The sequence below is a fragment of the Williamsia sp. genome (assembly GCF_036566845.1).
GTDB lineage: Bacteria > Actinomycetota > Actinomycetes > Mycobacteriales > Mycobacteriaceae > Williamsia.
Genome location: NZ_DATCVM010000055.1, coordinates 1 through 24,052, shown reverse-complemented (window position 1 = coordinate 24,052; position 24,052 = coordinate 1). Strand labels below are relative to the sequence as shown.

The 24,052-nt window shown below is 60.6% G+C and carries 23 protein-coding genes and 1 pseudogene; 10 read left to right on the top strand and 14 right to left on the bottom strand.

Annotated features, from left to right (window positions below):
* The first annotated feature begins 111 nt into the window (after window positions 1–111).
* The 4 genes from VIQ49_RS04730 to VIQ49_RS04715 are packed head-to-tail and all read left to right on the top strand — an operon-like array spanning window position 112 to window position 3,607.
* Window positions 112–2,265, top strand: coding sequence for an MMPL family transporter (locus VIQ49_RS04730; RefSeq protein WP_331881387.1), 2,154 nt, complete (start codon window positions 112–114; stop codon window positions 2,263–2,265).
* Window positions 2,266–2,287: 22 nt separating this feature from the next.
* The gene (locus tag VIQ49_RS04725; RefSeq protein ID WP_331881385.1) at window positions 2,288–2,518 is read left to right on the top strand and encodes a DUF2892 domain-containing protein; all 231 of its coding nucleotides are present in this window, start codon (window positions 2,288–2,290) and stop codon (window positions 2,516–2,518) included.
* A gap of 36 nt (window positions 2,519–2,554) precedes the next feature.
* Window positions 2,555–2,965: a DUF302 domain-containing protein gene (locus VIQ49_RS04720; protein WP_331881383.1), complete on the top strand. Its 411-nt coding sequence runs from the start codon at window positions 2,555–2,557 to the stop codon at window positions 2,963–2,965.
* A gap of 39 nt (window positions 2,966–3,004) precedes the next feature.
* Window positions 3,005–3,607, top strand: coding sequence for a DsbA family protein (locus VIQ49_RS04715; RefSeq protein ID WP_331881381.1), 603 nt, complete (start codon window positions 3,005–3,007; stop codon window positions 3,605–3,607).
* Window positions 3,608–3,747: 140 nt separating this feature from the next.
* Here VIQ49_RS04715 and VIQ49_RS04710 read toward each other — a convergent pair whose 3' ends face one another.
* Window positions 3,748–4,116 (bottom strand): DUF5313 family protein, encoded by a 369-nt coding sequence (locus tag VIQ49_RS04710; RefSeq protein WP_331881379.1) that lies wholly within the window; start codon window positions 4,114–4,116, stop codon window positions 3,748–3,750.
* Between the two features lie 690 nt (window positions 4,117–4,806).
* Here VIQ49_RS04710 and VIQ49_RS04705 point away from each other — a divergent pair.
* A complete protein-coding gene (locus VIQ49_RS04705; RefSeq protein ID WP_331881377.1) occupies window positions 4,807–5,448 on the top strand; it encodes a DUF305 domain-containing protein in 642 nt (213 codons plus the stop codon).
* Here VIQ49_RS04705 and VIQ49_RS04700 read toward each other — a convergent pair.
* Window positions 5,414–6,607, bottom strand: a complete 1,194-nt coding sequence (locus tag VIQ49_RS04700) for a sensor histidine kinase (protein WP_331881375.1) — start codon at window positions 6,605–6,607, stop codon at window positions 5,414–5,416. The two genes, VIQ49_RS04705 and VIQ49_RS04700, sit on opposite strands and share 35 nt — an antisense overlap.
* Window positions 6,604–7,359, bottom strand: a complete 756-nt coding sequence (locus VIQ49_RS04695) for a response regulator transcription factor (RefSeq protein WP_331881470.1) — start codon at window positions 7,357–7,359, stop codon at window positions 6,604–6,606. The genes VIQ49_RS04700 and VIQ49_RS04695 overlap by 4 nt, the downstream gene beginning before the upstream one ends.
* Window positions 7,360–7,491: 132 nt before the next feature.
* Here VIQ49_RS04695 and VIQ49_RS04690 point away from each other — a divergent pair, with 132 nt between their 5' ends.
* Both VIQ49_RS04690 and VIQ49_RS04685 read left to right on the top strand, forming a co-directional pair.
* Window positions 7,492–7,746, top strand: a complete 255-nt coding sequence (locus VIQ49_RS04690) for an SHOCT domain-containing protein (protein ID WP_331881468.1) — start codon at window positions 7,492–7,494, stop codon at window positions 7,744–7,746.
* 325 nt (window positions 7,747–8,071) lie between these two features.
* Window positions 8,072–11,266: an HAD-IA family hydrolase gene (locus VIQ49_RS04685; RefSeq protein ID WP_331881465.1), complete on the top strand. Its 3,195-nt coding sequence runs from the start codon at window positions 8,072–8,074 to the stop codon at window positions 11,264–11,266.
* Between the two features lie 889 nt (window positions 11,267–12,155).
* Here VIQ49_RS04685 and VIQ49_RS04680 read toward each other — a convergent pair.
* From VIQ49_RS04680 to adhP, 3 genes are all read right to left on the bottom strand, one after another.
* Window positions 12,156–12,620 carry an Hsp20/alpha crystallin family protein gene (locus tag VIQ49_RS04680; RefSeq protein ID WP_331881372.1) on the bottom strand — a complete coding sequence of 155 codons (465 nt, stop codon included), beginning with the start codon at window positions 12,618–12,620 and terminating at the stop codon, window positions 12,156–12,158.
* A 1,046-nt stretch (window positions 12,621–13,666) separates the two neighbouring features.
* Entirely contained in the window at window positions 13,667–14,125 is a 459-nt protein-coding gene (locus VIQ49_RS04675; protein WP_414731576.1) for a pyridoxamine 5'-phosphate oxidase family protein, read from the bottom strand.
* A gap of 24 nt (window positions 14,126–14,149) precedes the next feature.
* On the bottom strand, window positions 14,150–15,181 hold the full coding sequence (gene adhP, locus VIQ49_RS04670) for an alcohol dehydrogenase AdhP (RefSeq protein WP_331881369.1): 1,032 nt from the start codon (window positions 15,179–15,181) through the stop codon (window positions 14,150–14,152).
* Between the two features lie 302 nt (window positions 15,182–15,483).
* On the opposite strand from adhP, the gene VIQ49_RS04665 reads away from it, so the two are divergent.
* Window positions 15,484–16,656, top strand: a complete 1,173-nt coding sequence (locus VIQ49_RS04665; protein ID WP_331881366.1) for a cation:proton antiporter — start codon at window positions 15,484–15,486, stop codon at window positions 16,654–16,656.
* Window positions 16,657–16,687: 31 nt separating this feature from the next.
* Here the strand turns inward: VIQ49_RS04665 and VIQ49_RS04660 are convergent, their stop codons facing one another.
* The 6 genes and pseudogenes from VIQ49_RS04660 to VIQ49_RS04635 all read right to left on the bottom strand — a co-directional run bounded on the left by VIQ49_RS04660 (window position 16,688) and on the right by VIQ49_RS04635 (window position 20,899).
* Window positions 16,688–17,143, bottom strand: coding sequence for a universal stress protein (locus VIQ49_RS04660; protein ID WP_331881363.1), 456 nt, complete (start codon window positions 17,141–17,143; stop codon window positions 16,688–16,690).
* Window positions 17,144–17,408: 265 nt separating this feature from the next.
* Window positions 17,409–17,909, bottom strand: coding sequence for a hypothetical protein (locus VIQ49_RS04655; protein WP_331881360.1), 501 nt, complete (start codon window positions 17,907–17,909; stop codon window positions 17,409–17,411).
* A gap of 67 nt (window positions 17,910–17,976) precedes the next feature.
* A complete protein-coding gene (locus VIQ49_RS04650; protein ID WP_331881357.1) occupies window positions 17,977–18,816 on the bottom strand; it encodes a hypothetical protein in 840 nt (279 codons plus the stop codon).
* The gene (locus VIQ49_RS04645) at window positions 18,813–19,760 is read right to left on the bottom strand and encodes an ABC transporter ATP-binding protein (protein WP_331881355.1); all 948 of its coding nucleotides are present in this window, start codon (window positions 19,758–19,760) and stop codon (window positions 18,813–18,815) included. Before VIQ49_RS04645 ends, VIQ49_RS04650 begins: the two co-directional genes overlap by 4 nt.
* A 102-nt stretch (window positions 19,761–19,862) precedes the next feature.
* Window positions 19,863–20,033 carry a hypothetical protein gene (locus VIQ49_RS04640; protein ID WP_331881353.1) on the bottom strand — a complete coding sequence of 57 codons (171 nt, stop codon included), beginning with the start codon at window positions 20,031–20,033 and terminating at the stop codon, window positions 19,863–19,865.
* A gap of 5 nt (window positions 20,034–20,038) precedes the next feature.
* A pseudogene (locus VIQ49_RS04635) lies at window positions 20,039–20,899 on the bottom strand (SPFH domain-containing protein).
* Window positions 20,900–21,126: 227 nt separating this feature from the next.
* Here VIQ49_RS04635 and VIQ49_RS04630 point away from each other — a divergent pair.
* Both VIQ49_RS04630 and VIQ49_RS04625 read left to right on the top strand, forming a co-directional pair.
* The gene (locus VIQ49_RS04630) at window positions 21,127–21,558 is read left to right on the top strand and encodes a hypothetical protein (protein ID WP_331881351.1); all 432 of its coding nucleotides are present in this window, start codon (window positions 21,127–21,129) and stop codon (window positions 21,556–21,558) included.
* Between the two features lie 79 nt (window positions 21,559–21,637).
* Window positions 21,638–21,913, top strand: a complete 276-nt coding sequence (locus tag VIQ49_RS04625; protein ID WP_331881349.1) for a DUF1876 domain-containing protein — start codon at window positions 21,638–21,640, stop codon at window positions 21,911–21,913.
* A gap of 25 nt (window positions 21,914–21,938) precedes the next feature.
* Here VIQ49_RS04625 and VIQ49_RS04620 read toward each other — a convergent pair whose 3' ends face one another.
* Complete coding sequence (locus tag VIQ49_RS04620; RefSeq protein ID WP_331881346.1) at window positions 21,939–22,868, bottom strand: hypothetical protein; 930 nt, start codon at window positions 22,866–22,868, stop codon at window positions 21,939–21,941.
* On the bottom strand, window positions 22,865–24,052 hold a 1,188-nt coding region (locus VIQ49_RS04615), incomplete at its 5' end, for an HAD-IC family P-type ATPase (RefSeq protein WP_331881343.1). The genes VIQ49_RS04620 and VIQ49_RS04615, both read right to left, overlap by 4 nt.

The window sequence follows — 24,052 nt, the reverse complement described above, 5'->3', positions numbered from 1 at the left end:
GGATTTGCGCAGCCAACCAAGGCTTGACCCAGTATACCCCAGGGGGTATGTTGAATCAGGTCATATACCCATGGGGGTATATGAGTTGCGACTGTTGAGGAGGTCTCGGCCATGGCCGACACCACGTCCACCGCTAGTCATCCGAGTTCACCACCGAAGTCGACGCCTGGAGTGCTGGGCCGATGGGGTGCGGCGATGGCCGGCAGATCACGCCTGGTCTTCGGCGTCTGGTTGCTGTTGCTCATAGGCCTCGGCGCGGCGGCACCATCCGTGTTCTCATCACTGGCCGGTGCCGGCTGGCAGGCCAACGGTTCCGAGTCGGTGCAGGTGCGTGAGCTGGCCGGGCAGCATTTCGGCGGAAACTCCTCCGCTGCGGTGCAGGTTGTCATCCACTCCGACCGCGACACCATCAACAGCCCGACGATGCAGGAAGCGATCGCGAAGGCCACGGCGGTATTCCAAGGCGACTCCCGGTTCGGCGAGGTTGTACCCCCACAACCGGGGATGAGCATCAGCCCCGATCAGCACACCGGCATCTTGATCGCTGGCGCGAACGCGAACACCGACGACATGGTTCGCGCGGTCGACGACATCAAGGGGGAACTCACCGCGCTGTCCGACGGCGGCGTCGAGGTGTATCCGACCGGCGCCTCGGCGTTATGGAGCGACTTCAACAAGGCCAACCACGACGCCATGATCAAGGCTGAACTGTTCTCCTGGCCGGTCACCCTGGCAATCATGGTCCTGGCCTTCGGTTCACTGGTGGCAGCCGGCCTGCCGCTGCTACTCACCATCGCGGGCCTGGTCGCGTCCGCAGGCGGCCTGGTCCTGCTCAACCAGATCACACCGATCTCGGTGTGGGCCATGAACTTTGCGATGATGTTCGCGCTCGCATTGGGCATCGACTACGCGCTGTTCATCGTCTCCCGGTTCCGTGACGCCCTCGAAAATCACACCAACCGCGCGCACGCGGTTGCTGAAACCATGGACACCGCCGGCAAAGCGGTCGTCCTGTCCGGTCTCACGGTGCTGGTGAGCCTGTCTGCGGTCCTGCTGGTACCGGCTCCAGCGGTGCGGACGATGGCCATCGGCATCATGCTCGCGGTGACCTTTGTCCTCGCGGCCACCCTGACGCTGCTGCCGGCCACCCTGGGCGCCCTCGGACCGAAGGTGAATGCGGCGGCGTTGCCGTATGCCAAACGCCAGCAACATCGTTCACCGCTATTCGAGCGCTGGGGCAAGACCCTGCACAACCACCCGTGGCCGTTCGCCCTCGGCTCGCTGATCGTGTTGATCGCTTTGGCGATTCCGGTGATCGGGCTCAAGGTGGCGATGCCGTCGATCTCTGTGGTGCCCGAGGATGCGCCCGTGCGAGCGGGATATGAACTGGTCCAACAGCAGATGGGTGAGGGTGCCCCCGGCATGTTGCAGATCGTCGCCCCGTCCGCCGAGGCCCAGCAGGTCGCCTTGACCGCAGCCCAGACGCCCGGAGTTGAAATGGTCACCCCACCGCAACCGGCACTCGACGGCACCAGCTACGTGATGCTGCAAGCTCTGCCCTCGGTCGATCCGTCCGATGCCCAACTGGGCACCATCGTCGACGACCTTCGTGGCGCACTCCCTGCAAACGCCCTGGTCGGCGGCGCACCGGCAGAGAACCTGGATCTACAGCAAGCCCTCAACGACTACTTCCCAATGATCGTCGGCATCATCTTGGTCCTGGGCTTCGTGCTGCTCCTGGTCGCACTGCAGGCACCGCTGATCGCGCTGATCGGCACCGTCGTCAGCCTCCTGTCGACCGCCGCCGCCTTCGGTGTGGCGAAACTGATCTTCCAGGACGGCCACCTGTCCGGCCTGCTCGGATTCACACCGCAAGGGTTCCTCGACGGCTGGGGCCCGGTGTTCTTCTTCGCGATGATCTTCGCCATCGCCATGGATTACACCGTCTTCCTGCTCGCCACCGCCAAAGAACACTACGAACGAACCGGCGATCCCGACGCCGCCCAGGTAGACGGCATGGCGCACTCCGGACGCATCATCTTCGCCGCAGCAGCGGTGATGGTGGCCGTGTTTTTCACCTTCGCGCTCTCAGACCCGTTGCCACCCAAGGAAATGGGGATCATCCTCGGTGTCGCGGTACTGCTCGACGCAGTCCTGATCCGGTTGATGCTGCTGCCGGCCCTGCTCCGCCTCACCGGGCGGGCAGCCTGGTGGTCACCGAGCTGGCTCCGGCGAGTCCTGCCCGCCATATCCTTTGCCCACTGACCACAACTGTAAGGATTGCCCGATGAACAGTCGAACTACCACCTCGAAATGGACGGTTGAGCGAGCGGTTCCGCTCCTCGCCGGGTTCATGATTCTCCTCAGTCTGGCTCTGGCCACCGCCTTTTCGACCTGGTGGCTACTCCTGACCGCATTCGTGGCCCTGAACCTGCTGTTGTTTTCCGCCGTCGGCTGGTGCCCGGCCAGCCTGCTCATGCACCGACTGGGGCTCCCCCGCCAATCTGACCTGCGTTAGATCCACACACGTACACCAACCGAAAGGAAAGCTGTTATGTCACTGGCCATCTCCACCGTTCTCCGTCTCCCCTTCGATGAGGCCGTCGCCCGGACACGCACAGCACTTGCCGAGCAGGGTTTCGGGATCCTCACCGAGATCAACGTCACCGACACGCTCAAAACCAAACTTGATGTGGATATGGAGAACTACCTGATCCTGGGTGCCTGCAACCCGCCGCTCGCCCATCGCGCGCTCGGAGTCAATCGGCAAATCGGGCTACTGCTGCCCTGCAACGTCGTGGTTCGCACCGACCCCACGGACCCATCGAACTCGATCGTCGAAGCCATGAATCCCGACCTCATGGTCGAGGTGTCCGGGGAAGCCGAACTCGCGTCGGTGGCCCAGGATGCGTCAGCCAAGCTCAGGGCCGCGATTGCCGCGCTGGAGCGCGCAGCCTCCTCGTAGCCGGCGCGTCCAGCAGATCTCTGACCCAAAGGAACCAACATGACTCCAGTGAAGTTCTATTTCGACCCAGCATGCCCGTTCGCCTGGGCCGCCTCTCGATGGCTGCTCAGCACCTCGGAACGTCGCGACATCGAAATCGGTTGGCGACAAATGAGTTTGGCAGTTCTCAACGAGGGAACAGATCTTCCCGATCAGCAGCGCCACCACATCGAGATCTCACGCAAATTGGGCCGCGTCTTGGCTGCCGCACATCACCAGGCCGGCGACAATGCACTCGGACCGCTGTACACCGCCCTCGGGTACCGCGTGCACCAACAGCACGCCGAAGTCACCACGACGATGGTCGCCGACGCGCTTTCCGAGAGCGGCCTGGACCCGCAGCTCGCCGAAAGCCTCGACGACCCCGCCTACGACAGTGCCGTGCGCGTGGCACACCAAGAAAGCCAAGCCAACCTCGGCGGCTCCGGCGGTAGCCCCATCATCTGCATCGACGGCGAATGCTTCTTCGGGCCCGTGCTCACCGCCATCCCCTCCAACGACGAGGGTGACGAACTATTCGACGCCCTGCGCACACTGTCAGCGACGAGCGCCTTCGCCCAACTGCAACGACCACACAGCGGACCGCCGACCCTCCCCTCTTAACCGAAGACTCACGAACAACAACATCCGGCGTTCTTCGGGAGACAAGACTGCCGAGCATCCGGTTGTCCGCTCTTCGGCTGAGTTGATGAAAAGCACGGTGCGAGGCAGGGGTTCAGACCTGTCAACGCGCCGCGATCGGACTATTCATGGCCGAACTCTTCGTGGTAACGATGACGTTCTTCGTCAGCGCCGTTGCGATTGCGGTCGGCCAGACGATAGTCGAGATTATGTTGCTGCAAACGAAACCGGCGATAGACATATGTGAATCCGATCGCGAAATACACCACGGGCAGAAAGATCAGCAACATCATCAGCACCGAGACCCACACCGGCCCCGGGAAGAGGAGAAACAACAGGAGGGGTGGCATCATGGGTACCAAGAATCGCAACAGATAACGAACTGCGGCCCCGCGTCCGAGCAGGTCTCTTCTCACCCAATCTTGAAGCGTTTCCGGCAAAACGCCACCCAAGTTGTACCTGACACGTTGCGCAACCGTAGGTGTCTGCATGGGTTGGACGCTATGCCCACCTCACCGTCTATCCCATGGGTAAAAGTCCTCACCTACCTGACAGAAGTCCCAATAATGTGTCAGCTGGCCAGCCTCTACACCAATCCTCACGCCCAGGTGACCACACGTCGCGATCCCGCAGCGACATTACGGTTGCCCGCGACGGTATTCGGTTGGCGGCCAACGACTCTCCCACCGGGGCAATGCCGTACGTCGACGACTTCAGGCATTGCGAACAGCATTGAACGTCAGGAATGACGATCTCGGCGAAATCCGGGCAGCCATCCATTTTGATGCGTCCGCCGTCGTAGCGAGCTGGATATCTGGGTTGCCGACTCGGTCTTCTATCTGGATGGCCATCTGCGCAACCCATCTGCAGTCTTCCGACGAGCGCCCCGGCCGTGATTCTTCATCGAATCTTCGTCGAACATCCAGCCAACCCGCATCAAGAGCGGGCAGGCTTCGACTTGATAGGACAGCACCAGCAATAGATCTAGACACGTCCATCAAACTTCACGGAGCAGCGATGCGCCCGAACCCCACACCCGGCCGCGCCCCGGCTGGTGCCCGAAACCACACCGTCAGGTCCGCGATGAGTGTTGACCGTTTGCGGGGTGATCGCGTGGAGCCCACCTTCCCGAGGTCTTGCTTGATCAGCACGTGCCCACAGTGTGAAAGGAATTCCCTGTCATGAAGATGAAGTCTCTCGTCGCGGGCGTAGCCGCGATTGTTGCTCTGATCGCGTTCTCCGCGTGCAGCGACACCGATAGCGAACAGCCAACACAGCGCAATAGTTCCGCGAGGGTGACCTCCAACTCAGCGGTCGCCGGTCCCCACAACCAGGCGGACGTGATGTTCGCCCGGCATATGATTCCGCATCATGAGCAGGCGATCGAGATGAGCGATGTCGTGGTGGCCAAGGACGGTATCGATCCTCTGTTGATCGATCTGGCCAACCAGATCAAGGCGGCCCAAGGCCCGGAGATCGACCAAATGCAGGGCTGGTTGACCGAGTGGGGCCAGAGCATGATGACTTCCGGGCAGCGCACCACGAGTTCGATGCCGGGTATGGAAATGCCAGGCGATAGCGGCATGGGAATGAACGGAATGATGTCGGCCGAGGACATGGCCGCCCTGCAGAATGCTCAGGGCGTGGACGCCAGCAGGCTCTACCTCACGCAAATGATCGCGCATCACCAGGGCGCGATCACTATGGCGCAGAATGAAATCGACTCCGGTCAGTATCCCGACACCATTATGTTGGCCCGATCCATCGCGGTCACCCAGCAGCAGGAGATCACCACAATGCAGACCCTCCTGGCTTCGCTCTGACACCGGGTTGCTGATCCAGGCCCAGCGGGAAGGTGATGGTGAAGGTACTGCCGGTTCCGGAGCCGTCACTGTCGGCGGTGATGCGACCGCGCTGCGCCTCGACGAGGGCCTTGGCAATCGCCAGCCCGATCCCGGCTCCTCCGTGTTCGCGGTCTCGCGCGGCGTCGACTCGGTAGAACCTCTCGAACAGGTGTGGGAGATGTTCGGCGGCGATTCCGTCGCCGGTGTCGGTCACCTCGATCACCAGCAGCTCGTGTCGCCGGCCGACGGTGATCTCCACCTGGCCGCCGGCGGGGGTATGACGCAAGGCGTTGTCGAGAAGGTTGCCCAACACCTGCCCGAGCCGCTCCGGGTCGGCCCACAGACGGGGTAGGTGCGCAGGAACACGCGAAGTCAGAGCGACGTGTTTCGCTGCGTAGCGGTCGGTCGCGGCGGCCAGGGTGGTGGAGAGCAACGCGGCGGGGTCCACCCAGGTGAGCTCGATCGAGGTCCGACTCTCTTCAGCACGGGTCAGCGCGCTGACGTCATCGGAGAAGCGGGAGAGCCTGCGGGTCTGATCACGCAGCATCATGATCGTCTTGGCATCCAGTGTTTCGATCCCGTCTTCGAATGCCTCCATGTACGCCTCGAGCACCGACACCGGGGTGCGGATCTCGTGGGCGAGGTCACCGAGAAGCTGGCGGCGGGTGGTCTCCACCGATTCGAGCTTGGCAGCCATCCGGTTGAACGCCTCGGCGAGTGCGTCGAAGTCGTTCCCCAGGTGCGGCGGACCGACCCGAATGTCGTAGCACCCATCGGCGAGCTCGGTTGCCGCGGAGGACACCTCGGTCACCGACCGCTGGAGGCGGCGACTGAAATACCAGGTCACCACCAATGCAGCCAGCATGGCCACCCCAAGGGCCACAGCGAGTGAAATCGCCGTCGCATAGCGGTATGCCTGCTCGGCGTGGGACTGCTCATCGGACGAAGCCGGCACCCCGGCACGATGCAAGTGCTCGCGGAACAGTGGGGGTCCGACGAACACCGCGACGACCCAACAGGTTGCGGCGCCGGCGATCAACACCATCGATTGCGCCAGCAGCAATCGCACGCCAAGGCTGGGCCCGCCATGGCCGGGTGCTCGTCCGAGGCTGCGGGGTCGGTCCCGATGCGACGTCATCGCCCGGTTCCCATCCGGTACCCGATGCCGCGGACGGTGGTGACATACCTGGGGGCGGCGGGATCGTCGCCGAGTTTGCGGCGCAGGTGACCGACATGGACGTCGACGAGGTGCTCGTTCCCTACCCAAGATTCACCCCACACGGCCTCGATCAACTGTCGTCGCCCAAATGCCATGCCCGGTCGGGATGACAAGGCCGCCAGCACATCGAACTCAGTGCGGGTCAACATCACCGGCTGCTCGCCGAGATACACCTCCCGGCCGACCACATCGATTCTCAAAGCCCCGAAGACTCGCGGCGGGGGCTCGGTCACGCCAGTCCTGGGTGCCGGTGTCTCGTACGCCGGTGCCGTGCGTGGTCGGCGCAACATGGCGCGGATGCGGGCCACCAACTCCCGGGGGCTGAACGGCTTGGTGAGGTAGTCGTCAGCGCCGACGGACAGCCCGATGATGGTGTCCATTTCCGCGCTACGGGCAGTCAACATGATCACATAAGCATCAGAGAACGTCCGCAATTCGCGGCACAGCTCGATTCCGTCCATGCCTGGCAGCCCGAGGTCGAGAACCACCACGTCGGGATCCATTTCCCTGGCAAGCCGGAGCGCGTCGACCCCGTTATGAGCGACGGCGACATCGAACTGCTCCCGGTCGAGGTAACTGGCGACGACCGCGGCCAGCGGGCGCTCGTCGTCGACCACCAGTGCCCGGTATCCCGCAGCGCTCTCGGGTGATGCGTTGTCCATGGTCTCCATGGTCACCCTGCCCGTCCAGATCCGATATATGTGGCCCAGAACCGACCACATCTTCAGCGAAACCACACAGAACGCTCACTGATTTCACCGCACCCGGAGTCGATCATGGAGAACAACGAAAGGCAAAGGACGATGATGTGGTGGAACAACGGAATGGGCTGGGGCGGCTGGGTGCTGATGGTCCTGCTGATGTCAGCATTCTGGGGATTTGTCATCGCCGGGGTCATTGCACTGTTCCGCTCCGTGGGCACCGACCGTCCACCTGCCCACAACCCCAGCCCCACCATCAGGCCGAGCGCGAACTCGATCCTCGACGAACGTTTTGCTCGAGGGGAGATCGACGCCGAGGAGTACCGCATCCGCCGAGACCAACTATCCGGCCCCTGACCGTGTCCGCCCTGGCTCGTTCACGAGGCAGTTCTTGCGCTGTTCATCGCGATACCTCGACCCCGATCCGCACATGCCGCACCACCGAACCCATGCCCCGGTGACCAAGGGCCCTATGACGGCCTCGCTGAATCAGTAACCATCACATGGTGGACACTGTGCGAGCTGGAGCTGGGGGCCCGACATGTCCCTGGGGGCCGGCAACGATACTAGGCAGGCGCGTACCCGAATCCTCGGCCCGTATCCATTTCCGACCGTCGGGATCTCGCACAACAATGCCACTGACGAGAGCACGATCGTGACAATTTGGCAGGACCCGCGCCCGATGTGCTTGGTCATCGGGCGCGAAAGCTACAGGGGTGTGCTGTTCGACTTGGACGGCGTCGTGACCGACACGGCCTCACTGCATTTCGCTGCCTGGCGTCGACTGTTCCACCAGTTGTCCGGAGAACGGTTCGGCAACGTCGACCTCAGCCGACGTGACTACCTCAAGTACATCGACGGGAGGGAACGCCGCGCCGGCCTGGAAGCATACCTACGCTCTCGCGAGATCCCCCTTCCCTTGGGGGTATCGGAGTGCGTTGCGCCGGGTATAACGATCGAGTCACTTGTACGCGACAAGGACACATATTTCTTGGACGAAATCGAAGCGATCGGGGTGAACACCATCGCACCCACTATCCGACTCCTGAAACGTCTTCATGCCGCCCGCATCCCGACCGCACTGGTATCAGCGAGCCGAAACGCCAGACTTGTTCTCGAACACGGTCAGGCAAGTGGCTACTTCGACGTCCGTGTTGATGGAATCGATGCTGACTCAATGTCCTTGGAAGGTAAACCAAGCCCTGAGATGTACGTCGAGGCGGCACGGCGGCTGAAACTGAGGCCCGATCAATGTGTCGTGATCGAAGATGCTCAGGCCGGGGTCCGCGCCGCGAGGGACGGCGGATTCGGACTCTCCGTCGGGTTGGGGACCGATCACGCCGCGCTTGCATCGAGCGGCGCCGATGTCGTCGTCGACAACCTCGATCTACTGGATGTGCACCTCATTCGTGCTGCGCCGCGGGCAGGCGACAACGTCGATTCCGAATGCAGCCTCTGCCAGAGTCCGGAAGGCGACGGCTGGTCACTGGAATACCGCGGAATCGATCCCGACACAGCAGGCACCCGCGAGGCGTTGCTCACCCAAGGCAATGGCTACTTCGCCACCCGGGGGGCCCTGGCCGAATCCGCAGCTGATGGAATCAGCTATCCCGGAGTATATGTGGCAGGTTGTTACAACAGATTGACCTCCCAGATCGGCGATCGAAGCCGCACCGACGAGAGCATCGTCAACCTCCCCAACTGGGTCCACTTCACCTTCCGCGCTGCCGAGGGCCCCTGGATGGGTAGCCAGACCCATTCGGTGCATCACCATCACGAATCCCTCGACCTCCACAGCGGCATCCTCCACCGGGAAAGCCTGGTCGGCGATCCTGACGGCAGGATCACACGGATCACTCAGCGCCGTTTGGTATCGATGGACAATCCTCATCTGGCAGCACTGACCACTACGCTCACCGCGGAGAACTGGTCGGGAATCGTCGAGGTACGTTCGGGCATCGATGCCGGCGTCACCAATTCCAACGTACCGGATTACGCACTCCTGAATGGACATCATTTCGATCGAATCAGCACCAAGTCCATTGGTGTGGAATCGATCTCGACGACCGTGCACACCCGGCAATCACAGATACGCATTGCACAAGCCGAACGCCTACACCTTCGGCAGGACGACGGAACAGCGGTCGACCACGTGCGACGAGTCGAGATCGCCGATTCGACCACGTTCCAGATCCTCTCGTGTCCCATCGAGCAAGGTCGCCCATTGACCTTCGAGAAGACTGCGAGCATCTTCACTTCCCACGACCGCTCCATCTCGGAACCAGAATTGGCCGCAACGCAATGTCTCGAGGACGCTCCCGGCAATGCCGCAATCTCGCAACGTCATTCCGACGCTTGGCACGAACTGTGGCAACGTTTTTCCACCGTCCTCGAAGCGGATGGTGTGACAGCACTCGCAACCAACGTCCAGATGACACATGTTCTCCAGACCCTCTCCGCACACACAGCATCATTGGACGTAGGTGCGCCGGCGCGAGGACTTCACGGCGAAGCCTATCGAGGGCACGTGTTCTGGGACGAACTCTTCGTCCTGCCGATCCTCACCACACGCCTTCCCGAACTGGCGCGTTCTTTGCTGCTTTACCGCCACCGCAGACTTCCCACCGCCCGCCGGAGCGCGCGCAACGCAGGACTCGAAGGCGCAATGTTCCCGTGGCAGAGCGGGAGTGATGGTCGCGAAGAAACACCGCAGGCGCTGTTCAATCCGCGGTCCAAACGATGGATGCCCGACAACTCTTGGCGCCAGCACCATGTCAATCTCGCTATCGCCTTCAATGTCTGGCGATACTGGCAGACCACCACAGATCTGGGATTTCTCACCGATTTCGGCGCCGAGATACTCGTCGACAACGCCCGCTTCTGGAGCAGTCTCGCCGAATACGACGCTGATTCCGATCGGTACGACATCCGTGGGGTCATGGGCCCGGACGAATTCCACGACGGCTACCCCGGACACGCTGGCTCAGGGATCGACAACAACAGCTACATCAACATCATGACCGCATGGACTTTGGTCAGGACACTCGAGACCATCACTATCATAGGAGGCACAAACGGCTCCGCCACCGCACGCCGTTTGAGCATTGCCGACAGTGAACTCGCACAATGGGAACACATCAGCCGACGGCTCCGACTGACCTTCCTCGACAACGGACTGCTCAGTCAGTTCGAGAACTTCCAATCCTTGAAAGAACTCGACTGGGATGACTACCGATCACGCTATGGCGACATCGGCAGACTCGACCTGATCCTCGAAGCCGAGGGAGATTCGTGCGTCAACTATCAAGCCACCAAACAAGCCGACGTTCTCATGCTCCTATATCTCTTCCCCGCAGAAGAACTGACCGAACTGATCACGCTGCTGGGCTACCCGTTCGACCCCAAGTCCATACCTCTCATAGTCGACTACTACATGCAGAGAACGTCACACGGATCGACGCTGAGTCGAGTGGCACATACCTGGGTCCTCGTCCGCGGGAACCGATCACAATCGTGGGAGATGCTCACCCAGGCGTTGTCGACAGATTTATCCGACAGTCAGGGCGGAACCACCCGGGAGGGAATCCATCTGGGGGCGATGGCAGGCAGCATCGACATCCTCCAGCGTTGCTATACCGGGCTGGACTTCCGTGCCGATACGGTATGGCTGCACCCACAACTCCCGATCGAACTGGACTCCCTGGTGTTCGACATCTACTACAGAGGACACTGGGTCCACTTCACGTGCACTCACGCCTCGACCACCGTGTCTTCCGGCCACAGCGCGGCGGTACCGCTTGCTCTCTCCATCCACGACACCACCTACGAACTCGCCGCCGCTTCAACGATTACACATCTGGAACCACTGAGCAGCTGAGGCAGAATCGCATGTCTCGAGCTGCGTTTGGCCGGTCAGCGGGTGACGGACCCTAGGACGGATATGAACGGGCGGCCGTGCAGCCTCAGCCCGTACCCTGACATCGAGTTCATTTGTCATTCTCGGCCAGCAAGCGGTTGAGCTGAAGATCGTCGAGGGCAGTCCAAGCGGTGTCGGGTGACGGGCCCGCGATCACCATCGGCCTCGAGCTGACGATGTGACTGCGATCCGAGAGGTATCTTCTTCCATATTCAAGTCTATTCGGCCTCACCCGGAACAGCATGATTGTGCCGTAGGTGAGAACCGCGAGAATTACAAAAGTGCCGAACATGATTGACCTCCCTGTCGACCAACTCTGAGTGGAGGGTGCGTGAGTCCTCAGTCGCCGCGTGCGCGAGTTGCCCAGGCTCCGCTCCAACTAAAGATGACCTCTACCTCTCCATGTTCTAGTTTTGAATGTTTCGATAGGTGGGGCCTGAAGTCACCAGAAGGCAGCTCAAGCATTCATGAAGACGAATTCGTATGCGCCCCCGCGCTTATGGCGGGCTGTACAACAATATTCAGGCCGAACCATCCAGACCGGGTGAGAGGAGTAGCGCTCGGCGTATTCCACGTCGGCCCCGGACACGGCACCACCGATGCAACCCTCGGCAACCCGCGCAAAGCTCTCTCGTTCGACACCGACAATGGCACTGTGCAGCCGCACGTCTGTTGCAGGTGCCCAAGTCATTTGGACGGTCTCGCCGTCGGTGACGATCCCCCTCGAGCGCGTCGCCGATCTCCCTGATCGGCAACGTACCGATGTCCGACTCAGCCATTCCTCACGTACCTGCTGTGCTGGTGTCGTTCGCGGTCGTCGCGCCTGCGTGCATGGTGTCGTGGGCGGTGGTCATCTGTCCGCGCCAACCACCGCTTCGCCAGACTTCGTCTCGACTGTCGCTACTTCCGGCGCAGCGTCCTTCGATGAGGACACCACCTTCTCGACGTTGTCACCGGCATGAACCGGTATGTGCCTGGTATCGGAAGGCGATCGGTCAAAGGGCATGCGAACCTGCAGGATCCCATCGGTATAGCTGGCCTCGATGGACTCATCCTTGACGCCGGCCGGCAGAGGGACCAATCGATAGAAGCTGCCGTACCTGAACTCCGAACGAGAATCCTCATCCCTTGCCTCGCTACGTTCGGCCTTGATCATCAGCTGCCCGTCACGGACACTGATGTCGAAAGCTTTGTCCGGATCGACTCCGGGCATCTCTGCTCGCAAGGTATAGGCGTCGTCGCCGATGTGGTCCTCGATCCGGATGAGATGATTATCGAACGGTCGCCAACTCGATATCGACTCGACCCTGTCCATCAGATCAAACCAATCAGGGACCATGGGCACACTGGGCAACTGGCTCTCTCTGCGGCGAAGGGGGAATAGTAGATTCATCACAACTCCTGAGGTGAACAAATGGTGGACTTTTCGATAACACTCGGCCGTGCACGCCTGTAGTAGAGTCTGCGGTCATCACTCCAAGGACCGAGGTCCCTTCACGACCACGAGTCCAAGAGCCGCCACGCCACCACCAGAGAACGTCGCAAACCTCGGTAGTCAATGGAACTGGTTGCAGCACAACAGCATATAGGCAGCTACCACATCGGTTTGATCTCAAAAGCGCTGCACACAAACGAGCCTGGACTTGAAATGCGAAGTCCTGATGCTGACACCGTCGCACATGGTGGGCAAAATTCGGCGCCACCGGTAATGGTCAGGGCCCTTCGGCCCTAGACCTCATCCCGCAATAGACGCACCATCAAAACGACTCTAGGAGAACTCGATGTTACCCAAAGAGAACGCCGAAGCACCCCCGACGGACGAACGAGACGAACAGGCCAGACCGTGGACCTGCGACGTGGTCCGATGGCCCGACCCAAGCCCGTTGGAGGAGTGGTGGCAAGCGACGATGGACATATGATCCGGAGCTCCCGCAGGGTCTTGATGGTGGAAGAGCTTGCTCCTTACGATCGTATGTAGACGTCGATGACGATGATGAGCCGTTCGAGTAGGCACGGATTTCGTCGAGAATTTTGGTCCACCGTTCCTCGAACCCACTACGTATTGTGCCGTGACAGTCTCGACCGTCCGCTCGATCCAGTCGGCGCGTCCGATTAGCGCTGGATCGCCGGCCGTGCCGGAGGGAACCCCTGCGGCGGGTGTCGAATCACCACTGACCCATTGCTTCGCAGCGTCGCACTCCACACCTACGAGCAACCGACCGTCCCAGATCCACACGCTGAAACCGGGGCGGCGAGGGTCCTCTCTTCGGAAAATGTCGACGAACAGGTCATCGAACGGCGAGAGGTCTATTCATGCATCAGCCATCTGTCGGACTCTCTGTTCTAATGTCGGCGCGCTGGTCAGTGCTCCGGCTCGTCCCCAAACCTAACGAAGCGGCCAGACATCTCATAGGGCGTGATCTCAACCGTGTTGTACTTGGCTGTCGGTACCCACGACCGCAGATCGAGCGCATCAGCGGCCGCGATTTCAGCGGAGGTGCTCAATGTGTGCGCAGTTCCATGGGCAACGACACTCCATCCTGAGGTGGTGTCGACGTGATCGACTTCGAACACGACCTGGTCATCGATGGTGAGTTCGACCAGTTTGGTGCCTTCAGCGGTGCGGAAGAGCAATCGGCGCTGGTCCACCAAGTAATTGATCGGAAAGATGTCGATACGCTCACCCACCGATACAACCAGGCGACCAAGCTGTTCGCGCTGCAGTAGCTTCCAACAATTGTCTTCGGAGAGCTTTTGGACAACATCTGCCGAATCCGGAGTACCCATTACGGACATAGCTCTTGCCTTCCTGTCGGCCACCCCCTAGCGCGACAGATAGTTGTTTCAGGTGAGGTCTAAGACAATCCGACCGCTGATATCACCATTACTCATCTCAGCGAAGATGTCGTTGATCTCGGGCAGCGTGCGGACTGTGAACGTGGGATGAATCAAGCCGCGCACAAAGAAGTCCAGCGCTTCGGCCATATCCTTGCGAGTGCCGACAATCGAGCCGCGCACGGTCAGACCGAATAGCACGGTGCTGAAGATGTCGAGAGGAAACGCCTCTGGAGGAAGCCCGACGAGCGACACCGTCCCGCCACGCCGCAGACTTGCCACCGCCTGCGGAAAGGCGTGGGCGTTGACCGCAGTGACCAGGGCTCCGTGGACGCCACCACCGGTGAGCTCGGTGATTCTCGCAGCAGGATTGTCGATGGTCGCGGCATTGACCGCTATCTCTGCACCATGCTGTTTGGCCAGGTCGAGTTTGCTGTCATCGATATCCATCGCAACCACCCGCCGGCCCATCGCAACGGCATACTGCACAGCAAGATGACCCAGTCCTCCGATACCCGAGATGAGCACCCACTCGCCGGGTTGAGTGTCGGTCACCTTCAGCCCCTTGTAGACAGTGACGCCAGCACAAAGGACGGGACCGACCGCCTTCAGATCGACGTGGCCTGGAATGATCGGGGCGTACCGCGAGTCGACCAACATGTGGGTCCCGAACGATCCATCGATCGAGTAGCCTCCATTGATCTGCTTGGGACACAGTGTTTCCCAACCTGTTTCGCAATACTCGCACTCGCCGCAGGCACTCCAGAGCCACGCATTGCCCACAGTGTCTCCCACGGCGAGCCGAGTGACCTGATCGCCTATCGCAACCACCTCTCCCACTCCTTCATGGCCTGGCACAAAGGGCAGAGACGGTTTGACCGGCCAGTCGCCGTGCGCAGCATGTAGATCGGTATGACATACCCCGGAGTACTGCACCTTGACCAGGGCTTCGAGCGGTCCGGGCGATGGAATCGGCAACTCCTCGACCACAAGAGGGTCGGTGAAGCTCTGTACCAACGCGGCTTTCATGGTGTCCATCATTTCGGCACTCCTCTTTCGATGTTCTGAAAACTGTGAAGTCCGGCCGCGACATGAATGCCAACCTCCTGTAAACCGAGTCCATCACGCAGCGCATGGCGGGCGCCCGGGTCGAAAGTCATCGATGGTAGGCCAACGGTCACCTGGTCAACGCCGGGCTACGAATACACCTGTTCTTCGACTCATCCTTCGAGTACGGTGCTGCAGCGGCACAATCATCGACATGCCGACAACTCTGTGGAGCGGGCACCCAAAGATCAGCACGGCCTCACCCCGGCAGACTCGCAATCCGGTGGGTGATCGCGATGTCCTTTGACGTCCTCGCGCTCATCTCGGCCGTCGCCCTTCTCGGTCCTCTGGTTGCGGGTCGGCAGTCCTGGCACCTGCCCGTGGTGCTCGGTGAGTTGCTCGCCGGTTTGGTCATTGGCACCTCCGGGTTTCGCTGGCTCGATCCGGGAGACCCAGAGCTGACGTTCTTCGCAACAATCGGATTCGCACTTGTCATGTTCGTTGCCGGAACCCACGTCCCCATCACGAATGCCGCCGTCCGGCCCGCCCTGCTCACCGGCGCGGCCCGAGCGGCCGTTGTCGGAGTCGTCGCGGCAGCGGCCGGGTTTGGTATCGCCGCCGTGTTCGGAACCGAACACGGCGCGTTGTACGCAGTTCTCATCGCATCGTCGTCGGCACTTGTGGTGCTGCCGCTCGTCGATTCGATCGGGCTCACCGGAACATCGGTCCTTCAGACGCTTGCACAGGTGGCCGTCGCCGATATTGCCTGCATCGTTGCGCTTCCCCTCGTCATCAATCCATCACAGGCCGCCCACGCCGCAATGGGTACGGCCGCGGTTGCCGGCTCGGCGACACTGATCTACGTACTGCTGAAAGTCAGTGACAAACGCGGCTGGTTGCACAGGCTTCACAAAGAGTCCAAGCACCGCAGCTTCGCACTCGAGTTGCGGGTCAATCTCGTGTTGCTCTTTGCGTTGTCCGCACTCGCAACGCGTACGCAGGTGTCGGTCATGCTCGCCGGATTCGCGCTCGGTTTGGCGATTGCAGCCGTTGGTGAACCACGACGTCTTGCGAAACAGTTGTTTTCGATCACGGAAGGATTCTTCGGACCGCTGTTCTTCGTCTGGCTTGGCGCTTCTCTGAACCTTCGTGAGCTGGGCGGGGATCGATCATTGATGTTGCTCGGCGTGACGCTCGGCGTTGCCGCAGTGATTGCGCATTGCGTGACGCGACTACTCGGTCAACCCCTGCCCTTGGCGGTCCTGGCGTCAGCTCAGTTGGGAGTTCCGGTGGCTGCTGCGACCATCGGAACGCAGTCAGACATGCTCAGGCCGGGCGAAGCTGCTGCCCTGATTCTCGGAGCGCTCATCACGATCGGATTCACCACAGTTGCCGGCACCGTTGCAGCGCGGCGTGGTTCCGGTACCCCACCCTCTGGCAACGTCAACGCGGCACCAGCAGATTCGTAAAGTCAACGAAACTGCGTGTTTCAGCAAGGCTCTAGAACTTGCCACCGTGCGTCGTCGGATGCACGACAAGGACAGGGCACATCGCATGTTCGGCACAATGTGCACTCACCGAGCCCAAGAGAAGACCGGTGAATCCGCCGTGTCCTCGACTACCCACGACGAGCATCTCGGCACCTTTGCTTGCAGTTACGAGAAGTTGCGACGGGTGGCCCTGCCGGACTGACTCTTTGATTCCCTCAGGTTTGGGCTCGCCGAGTGCCGACGTGATTGCCTCGGCGAGGGTCAGCGCCGCATCCTGATCGGGTCGGTATTCAGGTGGAAATGCCGGCGCCCATCCGTATGCCGGAGGGTAGTCCCAGAACATCAGTGCCTCTATCCCGACACCCAACGCGTTACTGAGCCGCTTCGCCCATAGAAGAGCCTCTGACGATGATTCAGAGCCGTCGACTCCCACCACGATCCGCGGATCTGCACTGCTGCTCGTCACTGTTCCCGCTCTCTGTGCGAGTGCGTCGCCGATCGTTGTCCAGGTCAACGGGATCGCACGGATAATCGCTGTGCCACCGAACTATTAGGCGCTATTATCGCGATTCCGATCGAGCACGACGCGGGCAGCACCACGATCAGCGGTGAGCCGGAGGTGTGCATGCGCAAAGAACAGCGCGCCGCTTACACCAGTGTGCTGGACCACGGGATTTGCCTATCATGCCAATATTTGCGGTCGCGTTTCGGACGAATCCCTCCGGTCCACATCATTCGACGTGAACGGGCCGCCACCATTGCCCACCGTCAGGGGACACGTCCGGATCAGCCAACATGCTGTCACGGCCCACACCAGGGATTATCTGATACTTGATCGAAGCGCGTTCGCTGACGACCATCAGTGGCCACCACAGTGCGCGGGCGTACGCGTCGGCATTGTCGTACCCATCCCAGTCGTACACGCCGCGATACAGATTGTTGTTGTCGTGTGCCATCCACAGTTTTGAGACAAAACCCTTGAAGCCCACGAACAACGGTGTGTTGAGCAGGCTCTCGAGACGAAAAACTGTGTGCGCGATCTTGTTGCCCCCAACGCCTCGGAGACGGAAGCCAACGATCAGTGTGACAGGTTCAACGACGGACTCGACGTCGACGACGGTCTCACGGTAGACGCGTGCCACCGTTCCATCGGCAAACGAGATTCGTCGATGGAGGTTTCCGGGAGGTTGGTGGATCTTGTTGTGCGCCAGCAGTCTGATTGTCGCTACCATGCAGTGCCGCAGTTCGGTAGCCGAATCAATCGCCGATTTTGGTACTGGGGATGTCATTTCACCGCTCCTAGGCGTCCCTCCGGCGCAGCATGTAAGCGGCCATCCCGATCAACAGTACCGCCCACACCGCCGCAACTCCGAAACCCTGCCAAGGAGAAAGCAAGTCAGTCGGCGCCTGGCTGGGCGAGACGATCAGGATCCCGGCCTCCGAGGGCAAGTACGCATGGATTTGCTGCCCCACGGAACCGGGAAGCAGTTGAGCCAACGGTCCCAGTACGAGGACAAACCCGATGATCCCGGTGATGGCTCCGGCTGTATGACGCACGAGCGCACCGATCGCGATGGCCATCACCCCGAGCACGGCCAGATAGAGACCCGCACCCACCACCGCACGGAACACGCCCGGGTCAGCCAGTGATACCGATGCGCGCGACCTGATGATGGCTGATCCGACGAAGAATGCTGAGAATGCAGCAATTTCACCGACCACGAATACCACCACCGCGAAGACTGCGCACTTTGCGGCCAGAACCGGTACCCGCGCCGGCACCGCCAGCAAGCTTGCTCTGATCGTCCCGCTGGCGTACTCACTGGTCACCACCAGTACTCCCAGTACGCATACCGCGAGCTGACCGAACTGAAAGCCCGCACCCAGTATCAGACGAGCCGGATCGGCGACAATCAGCAATTGATCCTGCCGATCCACCCTGCCCCAATTGTCCACTGTGAACCACGTGAGCAAGGCAGTGAAACCGACGGTGACGAGTAGCAACAGACCCAAAGACCACAGAGCCGAACGCAACGAAATCAATTTCGTCCGCTCCGATCTCAGAAGTCCGAGGTATCGAGAGATCGGGCTCTGCCTCGCCGGGGATTCCGCCACCACAAGGGGCGCAACGATACTCATACCAACACCTCGTCAGCCGTGTCGGGTGTGGGCGTCGACTCCGGTGGGGTTTCGGCGGGATGCGTGAGCGTCATGAACGCTTCCTCCAGCGTCGCTTCCATGGGGGTCAGTTCATAGATGAAGATGTGGTTTCGGCCGGCCAGCTCGCCGACGCGGCGAGCAGAAAGGCTGTGCACGGTGAGCGCGTCATGGTCGTCGGCAGTGATGGTGCCACCTGCTGCTGAAATATGTGCTGCGAGCTGGGCCTGATCGGATGAGCGCACCAGCACCGTGGCCTGGCCTCTGTTGGATATCAATTCTCTGGTGGTACATCGCGCAATCAGTCTGCCACGATCGATCACAATGAGATTGTCAGCGGTTCTGGCCATTTCGCTCATCAGGTGACTGGATACGAATACCGTGCGTCCCTCGCTTGCCAACTCCTTCATCAGATTCCGCATCCACAAGATACCGTCCGGGTCCAAACCGTTGATCGGTTCATCCAAGATGAGGACCGGAGGATCGCCGAGCAAGGCCGCTGCGATTCCCAGACGCTTGCGCATGCCGAGGGAGAACGACCCAGTGCGTTGGCCCTTGGCATCAACAAGCCCGACGAGTTCAAGCACCTGGTCGATACGATCGCGTGGAATCAACTGTGTCTGAGAGAGATAGAGAAGGTGGTTGTACGCCGACCGTCCCGGGTGGATGGCTTCGGAGTCCAGCAGGGTTCCCACGACTCGAAGCGGCTGAGCTAGCTGCGCGTAGGCAACACCCCCGATATGTGCACTGCCACGATTTGGATGATCGAGCCCGACGATCAGTCGCATCGTGGTGGACTTGCCAGAACCGTTCGGTCCGAGAAAGCCCGTCACAACACCAGGTTCGACATCGAAAGACAAGTCGTCGATCACCAGCTTGCTGCCGTAGCTCTTCCTGAGGCGGCGCACCTCGATCGCGTGGCTCATCGCCGTCCGGTCTCAGTCGCAATATTCATAATTGTTGCCCTTCGTCAAAGTCTTGCTGTTCGCTGGACCCAAGTTCATATGCGCATGCTTGTGCTGGCGCTTTCACTCCCGCCAGGCGGTAGTCATATCGCACAGCACTCCGATCGCCTGTAACTCGGCCAGTAACCCAAAGAAGACAATCAGCCAAATCGACACGGTGAAAGCCACGCAGACCAGGAATACGACGACCAGAAGGATAAGAACGGCTTTTTCGCTGTACTCATTTCCGAACATGATTGCTAGCCCGCCGCCGCAGCGGGGGCGCCACCGTTCATTGCCTGTTTGGTGACGTCAGGAGCTGATTGCTCCACGCCGGAAATTCTGGCTGCTGCAGGTTCTTCGCGTGCGAAGAACCTCTCGATGTCGCTGATGGCACTCATCAGTGGTGCCGGAAACAGGACTGTGGTGTTCTTCTACACACCGATTTCGACCAGCGTCTGCAGGTTGCGCAATTGGAGCGCGATCGGATGGGCACTCATGGTGTCGGCGGCCTCCCCCAAGGACGCTGCTGCCATCGACTCTCCTTCTGCAGCAATGATCTTGGCACGCTTCTCCCGCTCCGCCTCGGCCTCCCGTGCCATCGCCCTCTTCATAGTTTCGGGCAACTGAATATCCTTGAGTTCAACCAACGTGACATCGACACCCCATTCGACGGTGGTCATATCCAGGATCCGCCGGATATCGGAGTTGATGGCATCGGTATCCGACAGTGCCTGATCAAGGGAATGTTGGCCTACAACCTTTCGCAACGTGGTCTGGGCTATCTGATCGATCGCTGCCCGTACATTCTCGATCGCAACCACGGACTTGATCGCGTCCACGATGCGAAAATAGGCGACGGCGGAGATGTCGACGCTCACGTTGTCGCGGGTGATGATGCCTTGGGACTGGATCGGCATGGTCACCACGCGCATCGACACTTTCACCATCCGGTCGACAATTGGGATCAAGAAGCGAAGACCTGGCTGACGAACCCCGATCACGCGTCCGAAACGCATCAATACGCCGCGCTCGTACTGAATCACCACACGAATTGACAGGGCAAATAGCACGGCAGCGACGCACAACACCGCAACAAGGATCCAGATGGTGGCAGTCATGAGCTAACCCTTCATTGCCACGCCCCCACGATCTTGCAAGGGCTCAATAAATAGCCTGGGCTTCGGAGCGGAAGGAATGGAGGGCCTTACGTCACCGGATCGGTGGGAAAGGTCGACAGTAGGTGTCGACAGCCGTATGAACGTGGTCTCCGCGACGAGGACGTTCGGCCCTGTTTCCAGTCGCGTCATCGAAACAGAATCAGTTCATCCCGCAGGAAGTTGCATCCATGTCGAATACACCCACTGAACAGCATTCTCCAGGAATCAGCAACAGCGCGATTGTGCCGATGCTCGACGACGCCATCGCTCGCGGAAGCGCTGGCGACTGTGGGGCCTTGCGCGTTGCGATCACGTGGCTGTGGACGCAGTTCGATCCAGCCGTGAACGCCGAGCTTCTCGAGATCCTCGATAGGGGCGGCCTCGCGCCCCCAGACCCGAGCAACCTCAACCAAATTGACCGAGCGCTACATACAGCCAGCAGCCTTCTGTACACCGATCTCCTGACCTGGGCTATCAGGACAGCATGCTGCCAGGCGATGGCACCAAACGGGGATCCGAAACCCCCGTCTATCAAGGGATTTCGCAACGCCACAGAGTATGTGGCCACCCACGCAGGCGACGCGCAGACGCGAGAGGACTTCTGTGTTGTCGATGAATGACCGTCGGCCCTAGCGACGACGACCAGGAGTCCAGTTGACTGAAGAAACCATGTGACGGTCGAACATCGGAAGGAATCCAATGAAAGAGCACCGGTGGACAGTCAAGCTCTTCATCGACGAAGGTGTTGACGATGGCACGAAGACTGTCACGTACGCACAACTCGACAACCGCGATGGAGTTCAACTGACGGGCAGAGGCGTCGCTCAACGAAGCCCGCATGACAACGACGTCCCCGAGATCGGCGACGAACTCTCGGCCAGCAGAGCGCTGCACGACGTGGCAGACCAACTACTCCAGGCCAGTGCAGATGACGTGTCGCAGGCCACGCACGAACAGGTGGATCTGAAACATTGAATATCTAGTTGAGACCGTGCCACCGTCAAAATGTCGCGTCCCACCAATCGAGAACTCTCAGGCACCTGAGGGTACTCCATTTGCTCGGCCCAGCCGACTCCAGCGCAAACCAACGCCGTCCCGGGTAGGGACGGTGATACGGCCACCTCCCGTCGCGACCGCGCGACTTGACGAGCACCGCCACCGCATCGTCGAGTCGTTCATCGCATTCGGCGCCGGAGAAGCGAAAGAACTCCAGTCCGCGCAGGACGTCGAAATGCCACTGCGGAGGAAAGGGAAACCGGGCGAATGCGGGATTTACAACTTCTCCGGTCCGGTGCGACTTGAACAAACGATGAGCCAAGAAGAACTCGCAGCCACGTCCGATCGCGTCGTTGACGTCCGTCGTCTCGGTGAAGTTTCGATAGGCGAGCAACGATTCGAGCACCGTGATCGAGGTATGAAACGACCCGTGCAGAGACCCGTTCCGTAAGGTCTCACAATTCCAGCCACCGTCGTCGAGTTGTTGCGATAGCAACCACTGCACAGTTCGATCCAGGCGATCCTCGTGGTGGCCAAAGAAGGCCGTCGTCGATACAACCATGGCGGTCATACAAGTTTCGGCGGTGGGTACGGTCTTCGCGAAGGTCAACCCGTGGTCGTAAAACGTCGCCCCCGACCATAGTTGAGCACATCCTTTGAGCGCCTGCTCATTGTGTGCAGGAAGACCGAACCACTGCAGGAGGAGCAGTGTGTACGTCGTCGAGATCCACTTCGGGCTGTAGAGCCCACCACCCCATAGCCCCGTATGGTCCTGCAACTCGAGCAGTTGCTTGCCCCATCCGCCCGTCGCTATCCTGCCGCGTTCGCTCTCGAACTTCTCTGGATCTGCACCTGCCAGGTCCCGCATCACCTGCCATCGAATGGCGGGATCACTATCCTGCAGAATCCAATTGCAGATCTCTGCACGATTCACCTGCGCGCCCTCGATGAATCAGTGGTTGAATGGCGCTGGTCGTCTGATGGTGCGAGGCTGAAGTAGCTCTCCTCTTCCTGCAAGAAGTGTAAACGCAGAAGCTCGTACAGTCCGTACAGACTCGCCACCAGATCCTCGCGCTGGTCAGTTGTGATGCCCCCGTGGACTTCTGCCCGGACCAGGTGTGCATGGATTCGCCGGCCGAGGCGATCGATCTCAGCGTGCATGCGGCTCATGGTCGCAGTCGCCTCTGAACTTCCCAACGGAGCGGCCAGCGCCGGATACAGGACATGTTCTTCTCCGCGTTCGTGCGGCAGGACTCGTGTGACCAGGAAAGTGTCGACCTCACGGAGCGACGTGAATGCCCGTTCTGGCTGGTTTGCCGCAACCAACTGAGCAGTCATGGCCAGACTGGATAGCTGTCCACGCATTTCGTCATGCTCGCGTGCGAACATGCGCAACATGGCGCCTGTACTTCGGGCGAGCGGCCGCGATTCGCGACCCCCTCTCAGCGCTCGTAGAGCATTCAGGATAACCGCTACGTCGATAGCCTCTTGCAGTAGAGCGCCAGCGGCCGGCGGAAGTAGCCCGGATGCGGCAAAAATCATGGCCGCCAAGGACATCCCCATACCAGCAACAGCACTCTGCACAGCGATGCGCCGAGAGCGCCGGGCGATCTCGACGGCGTCGGCCAAGCGGTCGATACGGTCGGTGGTCAATACGATGTCGGCCACTTCAGAAGTGGCGGTCGAGCCTCGGGCGCCCATCGCCACTCCGATCGTCGCCGCAGCCAGAGCGGGTGCATCGTTGACCCCGTCTCCGACCATGACCGTGACCGCACGCTCCTTTTCTGACCGGACATGGAATACCTTGTCGGCGGGAGTCTGTTCGGCGTACACGCGATCGAGTCCCAGAAGGGTGCCGATCTCCTGGGCGGGCCGCGCACGATCACCGGTGACCATGATGATCCGGTCCAGGCCGACCGCCCGCAGCCGCCGCAATGTGCGCGGTGCATCTCGCCTCACCTCGTCCACCAACGTGATGGCCCCTGCCAACAGGTCGTCGATCGTGACCCAGACGATGACTGAAGCATCTAGCTCGGATCGTTGAAGCACTGCTTCGGCCCACGGTCCTGCATCCGGTGGAAGAGCACTTAGCGAGCCCACCGACACCCGATGCTCGTC

What these genes read in the sequence shown, in the direction of transcription:
- VIQ49_RS04680 (WP_331881372.1), bottom strand. Translation starts at nt 12,620, where the DNA reads ATGGACAGGGTCGAGTCGATATCGAGTTGGCGACCGTTCGATAATCAT.
- VIQ49_RS04625 (WP_331881349.1), top strand. Translation starts at nt 21,638, where the DNA reads ATGAAAGAGCACCGGTGGACAGTCAAGCTCTTCATCGACGAAGGTGTT.
- VIQ49_RS04715 (WP_331881381.1), top strand. Translation starts at nt 3,005, where the DNA reads ATGACTCCAGTGAAGTTCTATTTCGACCCAGCATGCCCGTTCGCCTGG.
- VIQ49_RS04690 (WP_331881468.1), top strand. Translation starts at nt 7,492, where the DNA reads ATGATGTGGTGGAACAACGGAATGGGCTGGGGCGGCTGGGTGCTGATG.
- VIQ49_RS04655 (WP_331881360.1), bottom strand. Translation starts at nt 17,909, where the DNA reads ATGGTAGCGACAATCAGACTGCTGGCGCACAACAAGATCCACCAACCT.
- VIQ49_RS04710 (WP_331881379.1), bottom strand. Translation starts at nt 4,116, where the DNA reads ATGCAGACACCTACGGTTGCGCAACGTGTCAGGTACAACTTGGGTGGC.
- VIQ49_RS04630 (WP_331881351.1), top strand. Translation starts at nt 21,127, where the DNA reads ATGTCGAATACACCCACTGAACAGCATTCTCCAGGAATCAGCAACAGC.
- VIQ49_RS04725 (WP_331881385.1), top strand. Translation starts at nt 2,288, where the DNA reads ATGAACAGTCGAACTACCACCTCGAAATGGACGGTTGAGCGAGCGGTT.
- VIQ49_RS04695 (WP_331881470.1), bottom strand. Translation starts at nt 7,359, where the DNA reads ATGGAGACCATGGACAACGCATCACCCGAGAGCGCTGCGGGATACCGG.
- VIQ49_RS04730 (WP_331881387.1), top strand. Translation starts at nt 112, where the DNA reads ATGGCCGACACCACGTCCACCGCTAGTCATCCGAGTTCACCACCGAAG.
- VIQ49_RS04665 (WP_331881366.1), top strand. Translation starts at nt 15,484, where the DNA reads ATGTCCTTTGACGTCCTCGCGCTCATCTCGGCCGTCGCCCTTCTCGGT.
- VIQ49_RS04640 (WP_331881353.1), bottom strand. Translation starts at nt 20,033, where the DNA reads ATGTTCGGAAATGAGTACAGCGAAAAAGCCGTTCTTATCCTTCTGGTC.
- VIQ49_RS04700 (WP_331881375.1), bottom strand. Translation starts at nt 6,607, where the DNA reads ATGACGTCGCATCGGGACCGACCCCGCAGCCTCGGACGAGCACCCGGC.
- VIQ49_RS04685 (WP_331881465.1), top strand. Translation starts at nt 8,072, where the DNA reads ATGTGCTTGGTCATCGGGCGCGAAAGCTACAGGGGTGTGCTGTTCGAC.
- VIQ49_RS04720 (WP_331881383.1), top strand. Translation starts at nt 2,555, where the DNA reads ATGTCACTGGCCATCTCCACCGTTCTCCGTCTCCCCTTCGATGAGGCC.
- adhP (WP_331881369.1), bottom strand. Translation starts at nt 15,181, where the DNA reads ATGATGGACACCATGAAAGCCGCGTTGGTACAGAGCTTCACCGACCCT.
- VIQ49_RS04645 (WP_331881355.1), bottom strand. Translation starts at nt 19,760, where the DNA reads ATGAGCCACGCGATCGAGGTGCGCCGCCTCAGGAAGAGCTACGGCAGC.
- VIQ49_RS04705 (WP_331881377.1), top strand. Translation starts at nt 4,807, where the DNA reads ATGAAGATGAAGTCTCTCGTCGCGGGCGTAGCCGCGATTGTTGCTCTG.
- VIQ49_RS04650 (WP_331881357.1), bottom strand. Translation starts at nt 18,816, where the DNA reads ATGAGTATCGTTGCGCCCCTTGTGGTGGCGGAATCCCCGGCGAGGCAG.